Source organism: Type-C symbiont of Plautia stali (assembly GCF_059730935.1).
Window position 1 is genome coordinate 845779 of sequence record NZ_AP035923.1, and the last position, 12839, is coordinate 858617.

At 58.4% G+C, this 12839-nt stretch carries 11 protein-coding genes; 8 read left to right on the forward strand and 3 right to left on the reverse strand.

Annotated elements, in window-relative coordinates; genetic code table 11:
* Positions 1-23: 23 nt before the first annotated feature.
* The 4 genes from pgk to argO all read left to right on the forward strand — a co-directional run bounded on the left by pgk (position 24) and on the right by argO (position 4187).
* Positions 24-1187 (forward strand): phosphoglycerate kinase, encoded by a 1164-nt coding sequence (gene pgk / locus AC6I7J_RS03845; protein WP_058771544.1) that lies wholly within the window; start codon positions 24-26, stop codon positions 1185-1187.
* 104 nt (positions 1188-1291) lie between these two features.
* Positions 1292-2371 carry a class II fructose-bisphosphate aldolase gene (gene fbaA / locus AC6I7J_RS03850; RefSeq protein WP_058757103.1) on the forward strand — a complete coding sequence of 360 codons (1080 nt, stop codon included), beginning with the start codon at positions 1292-1294 and terminating at the stop codon, positions 2369-2371.
* Positions 2372-2559: 188 nt separating this feature from the next.
* Complete coding sequence (gene mscS, locus AC6I7J_RS03855) at positions 2560-3435, forward strand: small-conductance mechanosensitive channel MscS (RefSeq protein WP_136546699.1); 876 nt, start codon at positions 2560-2562, stop codon at positions 3433-3435.
* A 128-nt stretch (positions 3436-3563) separates the two neighbouring features.
* Positions 3564-4187 carry an arginine exporter ArgO gene (gene argO / locus AC6I7J_RS03860; protein WP_021506651.1) on the forward strand — a complete coding sequence of 208 codons (624 nt, stop codon included), beginning with the start codon at positions 3564-3566 and terminating at the stop codon, positions 4185-4187.
* On the opposite strand, the gene AC6I7J_RS03865 is transcribed toward argO, so the two are convergent.
* Positions 4166-6442 carry an FAD-dependent oxidoreductase gene (locus AC6I7J_RS03865; protein ID WP_498007209.1) on the reverse strand — a complete coding sequence of 759 codons (2277 nt, stop codon included), beginning with the start codon at positions 6440-6442 and terminating at the stop codon, positions 4166-4168. The two genes, argO and AC6I7J_RS03865, sit on opposite strands and share 22 nt — an antisense overlap.
* Before the next feature lie 61 nt (positions 6443-6503).
* Between AC6I7J_RS03865 and AC6I7J_RS03870 the strand changes: the two genes are divergently transcribed.
* The gene (locus AC6I7J_RS03870) at positions 6504-7202 is read left to right on the forward strand and encodes an IclR family transcriptional regulator (protein WP_498006876.1); all 699 of its coding nucleotides are present in this window, start codon (positions 6504-6506) and stop codon (positions 7200-7202) included.
* Here AC6I7J_RS03870 and AC6I7J_RS03875 read toward each other — a convergent pair.
* Complete coding sequence (locus AC6I7J_RS03875) at positions 7189-8496, reverse strand: MFS transporter (RefSeq protein WP_059011508.1); 1308 nt, start codon at positions 8494-8496, stop codon at positions 7189-7191. The two genes, AC6I7J_RS03870 and AC6I7J_RS03875, sit on opposite strands and share 14 nt — an antisense overlap.
* Before the next feature lie 219 nt (positions 8497-8715).
* Here AC6I7J_RS03875 and AC6I7J_RS03880 point away from each other — a divergent pair, with 219 nt between their 5' ends.
* Complete coding sequence (locus AC6I7J_RS03880) at positions 8716-9447, forward strand: oxidative stress defense protein (RefSeq protein ID WP_021506655.1); 732 nt, start codon at positions 8716-8718, stop codon at positions 9445-9447.
* A gap of 115 nt (positions 9448-9562) precedes the next feature.
* On the opposite strand, the gene AC6I7J_RS03885 is transcribed toward AC6I7J_RS03880, so the two are convergent.
* Positions 9563-10468 carry a LysR family transcriptional regulator ArgP gene (locus tag AC6I7J_RS03885; protein ID WP_021506656.1) on the reverse strand — a complete coding sequence of 302 codons (906 nt, stop codon included), beginning with the start codon at positions 10466-10468 and terminating at the stop codon, positions 9563-9565.
* A gap of 182 nt (positions 10469-10650) precedes the next feature.
* Here AC6I7J_RS03885 and rpiA point away from each other — a divergent pair, with 182 nt between their 5' ends.
* Positions 10651-11310 carry a ribose-5-phosphate isomerase RpiA gene (gene rpiA, locus AC6I7J_RS03890; protein WP_021506657.1) on the forward strand — a complete coding sequence of 220 codons (660 nt, stop codon included), beginning with the start codon at positions 10651-10653 and terminating at the stop codon, positions 11308-11310.
* 279 nt (positions 11311-11589) lie between these two features.
* Positions 11590-12828, forward strand: a complete 1239-nt coding sequence (serA, locus tag AC6I7J_RS03895; RefSeq protein WP_021506658.1) for a phosphoglycerate dehydrogenase — start codon at positions 11590-11592, stop codon at positions 12826-12828.
* The last annotated feature ends 11 nt before the right edge of the window (positions 12829-12839 follow it).

A 12839-nucleotide genomic window follows, 5' to 3' on the forward strand; every position in this document is an offset into this window, starting at 1 on the left:
GAGAATCAACGAGAGGGTTCACCATGTCTGTAATTAAGATGACCGATCTGGATCTTGCTGGTAAACGCGTTCTGATCCGTGCCGATCTCAACGTACCAGTGAAAGAAGGGAAAGTGACGTCAGATGCACGTATTCGTGCTTCTCTGCCTACCATCGAAGCGGCGTTGAAACAGGGCGCGAAAGTGATGGTTACCTCTCACCTGGGTCGCCCGACCGAAGGTGAATACAACGAAGAGTTCTCCCTCCTGCCGGTTGTTAACTACCTGAAAGAAAAACTGAACGGCACTAACGTGACCCTGGCGAAAGACTACCTCGACGGCGTGGAAGTGGGCGCGGGTGAACTGGTGGTGCTGGAAAACGTTCGCTTCAACAAAGGCGAGAAAAAAGACGACGAAACCCTGTCGAAGAAATATGCCGCGCTGTGTGACGTGTTCGTCATGGATGCATTCGGCACCGCGCACCGCGCGCAGGCGTCTACTCACGGCGTGGGCAAATTCGCCCCTATCGCCTGTGCCGGTCCGCTGCTGTCTGCCGAACTGGAAGCGCTGGGCAAAGTGATGAGCAATCCACAGCGTCCGCTGGTCGCCGTGGTGGGTGGTTCTAAAGTGTCGACCAAATTCGACGTGCTGCAGTCGCTGGTGAAAATCGCTGATACCGTGATTGTCGGTGGCGGTATCGCTAACACCTTCGTGGCGATCGACAACAACGTCGGCAAATCGCTGTATGAGCCAGACTTCGTTGAGGCCGCTAAAGGCCTGCGCGACCAGTACGGCATTCCGGTACCGACCGATTCACGCGTCGGCACGGAATTCTCCGAAACTGCCCCGGCAACCGTGAAAAAGGTTTCCGAAGTAGCGGATAACGAAGAAATTATGGACTTCGGTGACGAAACCGCACAGAACATGGCGAAACTGCTGAAAGAGGCAAAAACCATTCTGTGGAACGGTCCGGTTGGCGTGTTTGAGTTCCCGAACTTCCGTAAGGGCACCGAAATCGTTGCCAACGCTATCGCAGACAGCGACGCGTTCTCTGTTGCCGGCGGCGGTGATACCCTGGCGGCTATCGACCTGTTCGGTATCGAGGACAAAATCTCCTACATCTCTACCGGTGGCGGTGCGTTCCTCGAGTTCGTGGAAGGCAAAAAACTGCCGGCAGTTGCCATGCTGGAAGAGCGCGCGAAGCAGTAATTTTTGGGGGCAGCGCTTCGGCGCTGTCTGAAGGCTTGCCCGCTGTGGGCGAACAGATCGCATTCCCATTGGGGAGTGGACGATAAACGAAACAGGACACAACCATGTCTAAAATTTTTGATTTCGTAAAACCCGGCGTTGTCACTGGTGATGACGTTCAGAAAATCTTCAAAGTAGCGAAAGAAAACAAATTCGCTCTGCCAGCCGTTAACTGCGTCGGCACGGATTCCATCAACGCGGTACTGGAAGCTGCGGCTAAAGTTAAAGCGCCGGTCATCGTTCAGTTCTCTAACGGTGGTGCTGCCTTCATCGCCGGTAAAGGTTTCAAAACCGACAAACCTCAGGGCGCTGCGATTTTCGGCGCAATCGCTGGTGCACACCATGTGCATCTGATGGCTGAACAGTACGGCGTGCCAGTAATCCTGCACACCGACCACTGTGCGAAGAAACTGCTGCCGTGGATCGACGGCCTGCTGGATGCTGGCGAAGAGCACTTCAAAAAAACCGGTAAGCCTCTGTTCTCTTCACACATGATCGACCTGTCTGAAGAGTCACTGGAAGAGAACATCGAGATTTCTTCTAAATATCTGGCGCGCATGGCGAAACTGGATATGACGCTGGAAATCGAACTGGGCTGCACCGGTGGTGAAGAAGATGGTGTGGACAACAGCCACATGGACGCTTCTGCACTGTACACTCAGCCAGAAGACGTAGATTACGCTTACACCGAGCTGAGCAAAATCAGCCCGCGTTTCACCATCGCTGCGTCCTTCGGTAACGTGCACGGCGTGTACAAGCCAGGCAACGTGAAACTGACCCCAACCATTCTGCGTGATTCGCAGAAATACGTTTCAGAGAAACACGGCCTGCCGCACAACGCGCTGGACTTCGTGTTCCACGGCGGTTCCGGTTCTTCTGCTGCAGAAATCGAAGAGTCTATCAGCTACGGCGTGATCAAGATGAACATCGATACCGATACCCAGTGGGCAACCTGGGACGGCATCCTGCAGTACTACAAAACCAACGAAGCGTACCTGCAGGGTCAGCTTGGCAACCCGAACGGCGCTGACAGCCCGAACAAAAAATACTACGACCCACGCGTCTGGCTGCGTGCGGCACAATCTTCCATGGTTGTGCGCTTAGAGCAGGCTTTCAAAGAACTGAACGCTGTCGACGTACTGTAATTTTTGCTTACCGTACAAAAAAGGCCCGAAAGGGCCTTTTTTTATGCGTCCCGTCTGGAAATCCCGGTTTATACAGCACATTTTTGGCGCTTCGCCCCATTATTGTTTACCCTTGTACTCGGGAGTGTCGGATTGAATCTGGCAGTTTTTGTACTTTCCTGCGGGAAACTCAACAACAGGGCTAACAAATGGAAGATCTTAACGTCGTTGACGGCATTAACAATGCAGGTGGCTGGCTGGTGCGCAACCAGGCGCTGATCCTCAGCTATGCGGTGAACATCGTGGCGGCTATCGCCATCATTATTGTCGGGATGATTATCGCGCGCGTGGTATCGAACGGCGTCAATCGCCTGCTGGTCGCGCGTCATATTGATGCCACCGTGGCTGATTTCCTCTCGGCGCTGGTGCGCTACGGTATCATTGCCTTCACGATTATTGCCGCGCTGGGCCGCGTCGGTGTGCAGACCGCCTCGGTGATTGCCGTGCTCGGTGCTGCCGGTCTGGCCGTCGGTCTGGCACTGCAGGGATCGCTCTCCAACCTGGCGGCAGGCGTACTGCTGGTGACCTTCCGTCCATTCCGCACCGGTGAGTTCGTCGATCTCGGTGGCGTAATGGGGACCGTACAGAATGTACAGATCTTCTCGACCACGCTGAAAACCGCTGACGGCAAAATTGTGGTGGTGCCAAACGGCAAAATCATCGCCGGCAACATCGTCAACTTCTCGCGCGAGCCGATGCGTCGCAACGAGTTCATTATTGGCGTCGCCTACGATGCGGATGTCGATCAGGTGATCGCACTGCTGCGTGACGTGGTGGAAGCGGACGAGCGCGTGCTGAAAGATATGGGTATCCAGATTGGCCTGAACGAACTGGCGGCCTCGTCGCTGAACTTTGTGGTGCGCTGCTGGAGCAAAAGCGGTGATCTGCAGAACGTCTACTGGGATCTGATGAAGAACTTCAAGCGCACGCTGGATGCGCACGGTATCGGTATTCCTTATCCGCAGATGGACGTGCACCTGCATCAGGTGCAGAGCGAGGCGCAGCAGCCTGCGCGCAGCGAGTAAGTTATCTGGGCACCGGCGGGTGCCCTTGTTTTATCAGCTACGCTAATGACCGATTAATTCTTTCCATTTCCGCTAATATCCGCGCCTCACTATACTGCACAGCAACACCCCTTTTCAGGAACTCTTCTGTGTTATCTGTTTACTTACAAGGGCTTGCCCTTGGTGCTGCGCTGATCCTGCCGTTAGGCCCGCAAAACGCCTTCGTATTGAACCAGGGCATTAAGCGCCACTACCATTTGATGACCGCGTCGTTGTGCACACTGAGCGATATTGCGCTGATCTGTGGCGGAATATTTGGCGGCAGCGCGCTGTTGCAGCAGTCACCGGTTCTGCTGATGCTGATCACCTGGGCTGGCGTGGCGTTTCTGCTGTGGTATGGCTGGGGCGCGCTGCGCAGTGCCTGGCAGGGTGATGTCACGCTGGCGTCAGAGGCGGCGCTGAAGCAGGGGCGCTGGCGCATTGTCGCCACTATGCTGGCGGTGACCTGGCTCAATCCGCATGTCTATCTCGACACTTTCGTGGTGCTCGGCAGCCTCGGCAGTCAGCTGCCGTCGGCGGAGGCGCGCCGCTGGTTCGCTTTCGGCACCGCCAGCGCCTCGCTGCTGTGGTTTTTCGGTCTGGCGCTGCTGGCCGCCTGGCTGTCGCCGCGCCTGCGCACCGTACGGGCGCAGCGCATCATTAATCTGCTGGTGGGCGGCGTGATGTGGTTTATCGCCCTGCAGCTGGCGCGTCAGGGCATCGCCGGCTGGTGATGCACATGCAGGCCGTAAAGCGCGGGCAGGGCGCCTGCGCTGGCCAGCAGCTCCAGCCGAATCTGGCGGAACGCGGTATCCGGGGGCAGCGCATGATGGCACAGCGAGTGATGATTATCGCTGACCTCGGCCAGCAGCCTGTCATCCAGCCACAGGCGATAGTGGGTAGTGCAGTGCGGCGTCACCGCCTGCGCATGGCCCATCTGCACCGTTTCCATCGCATGATCGAAATCGTTATCGAACAGCAACGTAATCTGGCTGGCGCGCTGCGCGTCCGGCCACTGCCAGCACACCCACGGCTGGCGATCGTCCGCTGCCGGCAGCCAGCCGTTGGTGTGACTTTCCGGCCGCAGTTTACCATTGAGCAAATAGTCGCAGTGCCACAGCCGCAGCGGTGTCGCCAGACTAAACGCGATCAGGATCTGATTGGGCGCGCGGCGCGGTAGCCAGAAATCAAACTCTTCCACGCCGTAATCGCCGTCGTTTATCTGCCGGGTGCGTTTCGCGACGCGCGGATTGAGGCTGTTGAAGACCATCATAATGCCCGGCAGGCGCTGGCGGGTGAGCGCCACTTCAACCGCCGGATTTTCTTCAAAGGCGATAAACAGGTAGCGATCGCATTCCGCACGGTAGTCAAACGGCAGCGAATACGCCTCTTCAGCGTCAATCTGCAGGCTGTGCGTGGCCAGCAGCCGATCGCCGCAGGTGTTGGCCGGATTGTCGCTGGTCAGCAGTGAAACCTGCAGCGTCTGCGCGGATGACGCCCGCAGCCGCACCGTCAGCGCGGGCAGGCGTTCTCCGGCTTTAAGAGGCAGCAGCAGGGCGCAGCGTGAGGTTAGGGCGTGCCAGCCGCCATCCGCCGGCAGGGCATGCAGCGCGAAGGTGCTGCTGGCGCTGACCTGAGCGGCACCGGCCGGATGCGCCAGCTGCTGACGCGGAATGAACGCGCCGTGGCGCAGCAGCTGTTGCTGCAGCTGACCAATATGCTCCGGCTGCGCCAGCTGACGCGGAGTCTGGTTATGCTGCTGGCACAGCGCTGCCGCGCGGCCCACCACTTCGCCCAGCACGCCACAGGTGCACATCACGCGCGCGCTGCCAAAGGCAACGTGTGTGGCAGAGATAAGCCGACCGGTCAGCAGCAGATTATCCAGCGACTGGCTGTACAGCGCCCGAAACGGAATGGTGTAAGTGCCTTTGCTGTGGAACTGGCGGCAGCCGTCGTGAGCGCTGTACACGCCGTCGGCCGGATGCAGGTCAATCGACCAGCCGCCGTAGGCCACCGCATCGTAGTGGTCGCGCTGCGCGATGATATCCTGCTGACACAGCAGGGCATCGCCGAGAAAGCGTCGGCTCTCACGCTTGCCGGGAATCAGCCCGACCCATTCAATGGTCAGCGTGTCGGCATCGGCAAACTCGCCGGAGTTTTTGATGTAATCCCACACGCCCCAGACAATCTTCCACAGCTCCCACTTGATGGTTTCGCTTTCATGCACGGTATCCAGCCGGCCGCCCCACTCAAGCCACCACAGATCGCAGCCGTTGAGATCGGAGCTCAGGCGTTTATAGCGCGGAATGGCGGTGATCTCTTTCAGCGCGAAGGATGGCGGTACAAAGCGCACCGGCTGCGCGCTGCGTTTGGTATAAAAATAAATCGAGTGGCCGAGCTTGTGGCCAAACTGCTCGCCCGGCGCCATTTTTTCGCCAAACTCCTGCGGTGATTCTGCGCCGACACGGTGCGCTGCCCCGGCCAGATAGCCGAGCACGCCGTCGCCGCTGGCATCGATAAACTGGTCGGCCGTCACGCGATAGCGGGTCTGATTGATGGCGTTGAAAGCCTGAACCGCCTGCAGGCGCTGCGCGGATTTTTCGATGTCGCTGACCACGGTATTGAGCAGCAGCGTCAGGCGCGGCTGCGCCTGCACGATGTCCAGCAGCACCATGTCGAACAGCACCGGGTTGCCCTCTTTGTTGCGCCACAGGTTCTCCTCCATGATCTCGCCCATGATGCCGCCTTCACGCGCCCAGCGGTTGTTATTACCCATATGCGACGTCGCGCCGTTGGCCCACAGCCGCACTTCGCTGGAGGCGTTGCCGCCGAGCACCGGGCGATCCTGAATCAGCACCACCTGCTGGCCCGCGCGTGCCGCAGCCAGCGCGGCGCAGACGCCAGCCAGACCGCCACCGGCGACCAGCACATCGGCGTGTAACGACTGCAACGGAAAGGCACGCGCGGCCTGAGAAGAGAAAGTTTGCATCATGAGGTTACTCCCGCCTGAAGGCTGCTAAGATTGAATTTTTACCGTCACAAGGTGATTTATGTCTTCGCAACCCAACCAGAGCCTGATTGACGGAATTCGCTGCCTGCAATATCTGGTCTCCAGTGACAAAGCGGTCGGCGGCCGTGAACTGGCGCGCCAGATGGGGATGAACAGCACGCGGGTAAACCGTCTGCTGATGACCATGGCGTCCATCGGCCTGACGATTCAGGATGAACACCGGCGCTATCTGCCGGGCCCGGGCATTCATGCGCTGGCGGCGCAGGCCATTCGTGGATCGTCGCTGTTTGCTTCGGCACTGCCGCAGCTGGAGGCGCACGCGCCGCGCGATATCGTGGTGGCGCTTGGCGTGCTGTGGGAGGACCAGGTGATCTACATCTGGCACTCGGAGCCCGGCGAGCGCACCAGTACCAGCCAGGCGCTGGCCGGATTTCGCATGCTGCCAGCGTGGCAGTCGGTGATTGGCGTCGCGCTGCTGGCGGCGGAGAGTGATGAGGTGCTGCGGCCGCGTTTCACTGACGAACAGTGGACGCAGATTGCGCCGCTGCTGGCGCGCAAACGCACCGGGGATTATCTGGTGTGGCATCGCGAGGACGGTGAAATCAGCATGGCGCAGCCGATCAATAACAATCGCGCGGCGCTGGCCTTCGCCAAAATCTGGCAGGCCGATGAGGACCAGCTGGCGCAGCGTCTGCAACAGCTGCGCGCGCTGGCGAAACGGCTCATCAGCGCGCGCTGACATGGTCAATTTTTCCTACCACAAACAGATAACTGCAGATGCCAATAGCGGCCAGCACGGCGATAAAGGCCAGCGCCGGCGCGAAGTTGCTGCCGTCAATCAGGGCGCCGATGGCGATGGGCACCACGATCGATGACAGCGCGCCGGTAAAGTTAAATACGCCGCCGGCCAGACCGATCAGATGGCGCGGCGCCAGCGCGGTAACAAACACCCAGGTGATGGTTGCCAGGCCATTACCAAAAAACGCCAGCGACATAAACAGGATGATCAGCCGCGAATCTTCGGTGTAGTTAGCACCCAGAATGAACAGCGTCAGGAACAGGCCGAGGATCACCGGCAGCTTGCGCGCCACGCTGGCTGAGACGCCGCGCCGGATCATGCGATCTGAGGCAAAGCCAGCCAGCAGCACACCACAAAACGCCGCGAAGTAGGGCAGCGACGCCACGTAGCCGCTCTTGATAAAGTCCATGTGGCGATACTCCACCAGATAGGTGGGAAACCAGGTGAGGAAAAACCAGAAGGTGGCAGAGATGGTGAACTGGCCAATATAGATGCCGACCAGCTTGCGGCTGCGAAACATCTGCGCCAGATCGGCCCAGCGTGCACGCGGCGGCTGGCTGCCCTGGCGATTTTCCAGCAGTGCGCCGTTGTCACGCAGATAGTTAAGTTCAGCCTCTGATACCCCTTTGTGCTGGTTCGGCTCGCGATACAGCAGATACCACACCAGCGCCCAAATCATACCCGCCACGCCGGTAATCAGAAACAGCCCGCGCCAGCCAAACGCAGCCTGCACGTGAAACAGCAGCGGCGTCATACAGGCGAGGCCAACAAACTGTGCGGACGAGTAGATGCCAATTGCACTGGCACGCTCCTGCTCGGGGAACCAGCTGGAAATCACCCGATTGTTAGCCGGCATCACCGGTGCCTCGAAGGCGCCGACGCCGAGGCGCAGACCGAACAGCGCGCCAAAGCTGCTGGCAAAAGCGTGCAGCGCGGTGATTAGCGACCAGGCAAACAGCCCCGCGCCGTATACCAGCCGCGCGCCGAGACGATCGATCAGGAATCCGCCGGGAATTTGCAGCGCCGCATAGATCCAGCCGAACGCCGAGAAGATCAGCCCCATCTCCAGCGGCGTGAAGCGCAGTTCACCGGCCATCTGCGTGGCGGCCACCGACAGGTTGGTGCGATCCATGTAGTTAATGATGATGTTGATAAACACCAGTGCCAGCATCATAAAGCGTGTGCGTCCGGCTCGCACGCTGACCGCGCTTTGGCTAAGTGGCTGTTCTGTCATAATACAACTCTCCCGAGGGGCAGAAGTGTTTCTTTAATAGAAACGCAGGCGGCGCTTTTCAGCGAATCTGTAGCGATAAATTTGCGATCGCGGATACGTTAAACCTGAGCAAAGCCGAACTTTTTGCTAATTTCAAACTCAGACCATCACGCATAGTAATGTGTTTTGGGTTTCGCCATAGTGGCGACCTGCAAATTGAACCCTTCAAGGAGGACTTTCGTGAAACTGAAAGCACTGGCGCTGGCCGCCGTAATGAGCACGGGCGCACTGTCCGGTCTGGTCCAGGCGGGAGAAGTGCCGAACGGACCGCACGTGGTGACATCAGGACAGGCCAGTGTGGATGCCCGTCCGGATATGGCGACGCTCTCCATCGTGGTGAATGTTTCGTCGAAAGACGCGGCGGATGCAAAAAAACAGGCTGACGACCGCGTGGCGCAATATTTTGATTTCCTGCAAAAGAACGGCATCGAGAAGAAAGATATTGATGCGGCTAATCTCAGCACCCAGCCGGAGTATGACTACACCAAAGAGGGCAAGTCGGTGCTGAAAGGCTACCGTGCGGTGCGTCAGGTGGAAGTGACGCTGCGCCAGCTGGATAAGCTGAATGAGCTGCTGGACGGCGCGCTGAAGTCGGGCCTGAATGAGATTCGTTCTGTTGAGCTGGGCGTGGCTAACGCAGACAGCTACAAAGATCAGGCGCGTAAAGCGGCGATTGCCAATGCCACACAGCAGGCGAGCGCCCTGGCGGAAGGCTTCAATGCCAAACTGGGCTCGGTGTACAGCATTCGCTATCACGTGGCTAACTACCAGCCGATGCCGATGGCGCGCATGTACAAAGCGGCCGGTGCCGCAGCGGACACCACCGCGCAGCAGACCTACGAGCAGCAGAGCATCCATTTTGACGATCAGGTGGATGTGGTATTCGAAATCAAACCGAATACGGCGCAGTAAGTTAGCCTGTAAAATTGTAGCGGCGCGATTCATCGCGCTTTCCAGCAGCAGAACCGCTGTTAAAACGCGCGATGAATCGCGCCGCTACGACTGTTGTGCGCTAATCTGAACGGCGCTAAGCCGCAACTTCATCCTGGCGCAATACGCGGTGGCCGTGGGCAATCAGCGCATCGGTCACGCTGCGCATCAGACGGCTTTCCGGCGCGAAACGGTGCCAGTACAGCATCCGGCGCTGATACAGACCCGGCGTCAAATCAACCAGCTCTCCCTGCGCCAGCTCGCGCTCAATCTGCAGGTGCGGAATCATACAGCACACCGATCCCTGACGCGCCAGCTGCACAAAAGCCTCTGATGAGTTCACGATGTGGCACGGCACGCTGCCCGGCGATAAATCAAAGTTCTGCTGCAAAAAGGCCTGATGCATGTCGTCGAGGTGATCAAACGCCACCGCCGGGGCTTTCAGCAGCGCCGAGCGTGTCACGCCATTGGGGAAATAGCGCGCGGCAAACTCCGGCGAGGCGCAGAACAGATAGTCCAGCGCACCCAGCTGATCCACCAGGCAACTTGGCAACGGCTGCGGCTGGATACTCACCGCCCCGACCACCTCACCGCGTCGTAAACGCTCCTGCGTGCGGGTTTCATCCTCTACCTGCAGATTCAGGCGCACCGGCGAGTCGGCCAGCACATCTTTCAGCGCCGGCAGCAGCCAGGTAGCAAGACTGTCGGCGTTCACCGCCAGCGACAGCAGCAGCGGCGTGGTGCCACCGTTATCATCACCCAGCCACTCCTCTTCCAGCAGCTCCACCTGATGCAGCAGCGCCAGCAATTTTTGTCCCTGCTCGGTCGGGCGCGGCGGCACGGTACGCACCAGCAGCGGCTGACCAAATAAATTTTCCAGCTGTTTAATGCGCTGCGACACCGCAGACTGCGTGATGCACAGCTTCTGGGCGGCACGCTCAAAGCCGCGTTCGCGAATCACAGCATCCAGCGCCTGAAGCGTTCGATAATCCGGGCGTTTCATTGTTGTTCTCTCTCGTTCAGGGTGGAAACTACTATGCCATAAAACGGCGAAGCTGTGCGGCCGACGCGTTTTTGCGGGCTGGCTTCCAAAGGCTTACATCCAACGTCGGTCAGCCGCGCTTTTTGACAGCGCCTTGTTTTATACTACGCGCACTTCGATGTCGCACAGGTTTTAAACATACCATGACCCAGGATGAACTGAAAAAAGCGGTAGGTTGGGCAGCGCTGCAGTACGTGCAGCCAGGCACCATTGTTGGCGTAGGCACCGGTTCAACGGCGGCGCATTTTATTGACGCGCTTGGTACCATCAGGGATCAGATCGAGGGCGCGGTTTCCAGTTCGGAAGCCTCAACCGAAAAGCTCAAATCGCTGGGCATTCCGGTGTTCGATCTCAACAATGTGGATGCGCTGTCGGTGTATGTCGACGGTGCTGATGAGATCAATCCGCAGATGCAGATGATCAAGGGCGGCGGCGCAGCGCTGACGCGCGAGAAAATTGTCGCGGCGGTGGCGCAGAAATTTATCTGCATCGCGGATGCGTCCAAGCAGGTCGATGTGCTGGGCAACTTCCCGCTTCCGGTGGAGGTGATTCCGATGGCGCGCGCTTATGTGGCGCGGGAGCTGGTGAAGCTGGGCGGCCTGCCGGAGTATCGTCAGCACGTGGTTACGGATAACGGCAACATTATTCTCGACGTACATAATCTGCGCATCCTTGACCCGATTGCGCTGGAAAAAACCATCAATGCGCTGCCGGGCGTCGTCACCGTGGGGCTGTTTGCCGCACGCGGAGCGGATATTGCGCTGATTGGCACGCCGGACGGCGTGAAAACCATCACCAATTGATCTCACCGGCGCGCCGCCAGCGCCGGTTATTTCCATCCGCAAAACATCTTTTCTTGCTGCAGTGAAATTTGGTGACTTATGTCACAAATGATTCATCAACAGCAGGTTCGTACTTTGCGCTCTCGTCATCTCACGATTTTGTGTGGATTTGTGTTGTCTGCACGTGGGCGCGTGCTGGCGTGCAGGCAATCGTTTGTATTGCCGCGCCGGAAAATTTTGATATTTTGACAGAAGGCTACCTTATGGTAGTCCTCGTTGAATTCTGAATAGGGTCGGGAAATGGCAAAGGTATCACTGGAAAAAGACAAGATTAAGTTCCTGCTGGTGGAAGGCGTTCACCAGAGTGCGCTGGATAATCTGCGCGCCGCAGGTTACACCAACATCGAGTTCCACAAAGGCGCACTGGATGCTGAGACGCTGAAGTCCTCCATCCGCGATGCCCACTTCATTGGTATCCGTTCCCGTACCCAACTGACTGAAGAGATCTTCGCGGCGGCTGAAAAGCTGGTGGCGGTGGGCTGCTTCTGTATTGGTACTAACCAGGTTGATCTCAGCGCGGCAGCGAAACGCGGCGTGCCGGTGTTCAACGCCCCGTTCTCCAATACCCGTTCGGTCGCGGAACTGGTAATCGGCGAAATGCTGCTGATGCTGCGCGGCATTCCGGAAGCCAACGCCAAAGCCCACCGCGGCATCTGGAATAAAATCGCCACCGGCTCGTACGAAGCGCGTGGTAAGAAGCTGGGTATCATTGGCTACGGCCATATCGGGATGCAGCTCGGCGTGCTGGCGGAAAGCCTCGGCATGCACGTATTTTTCTACGATATCGAAAACAAGCTGCCGCTGGGCAATGCCACCCAGGTGCGCCATCTCTCTGACCTGCTGAACATGAGTGATGTGGTCAGCCTGCACGTGCCGGAAACGCCATCTACTCAGAACATGATTGGCAGCGAAGAGTTGGCACTGATGAAGCCCGGCGCGCTGTTGATCAACGCCGCGCGCGGCACCGTGATTGACATCCCGGCGCTGTGTAATGCGCTGGCCAGCAAGCACCTCGCCGGTGCCGCCATCGACGTCTTCCCGGTTGAACCTGCAACCAATAGCGATCCGTTCAACTCGCCGCTGTGCGAATTCGACAACGTGATCCTGACGCCGCACATCGGCGGATCAACGCAGGAAGCGCAGGAGAACATCGGTCTGGAAGTGTCTGGCAAGCTGGCCAAGTACTCTGACAACGGCTCGACGCTCTCCGCAGTAAACTTCCCGGAAGTTTCGCTGCCGATGCACGCTGCCAGCGCCAGCCGCCTGCTGCACATCCATGAAAACCGCCCGGGCGTGCTGACCGCCATCAACCAGATCTTTGCCGAGCAGGGCATCAACATTGCCGCTCAGTATCTGCAAACCTCGCCAGTGATGGGCTATGTGGTTATCGATATTGATGCCGAAGAGGATGTGGCGGAGAAAGCGCTGCAGCTGATGAAGGCGATTCCGGGCACCATGCGCGCCCGTCTGCTGTACTGACAGTGCAGGGC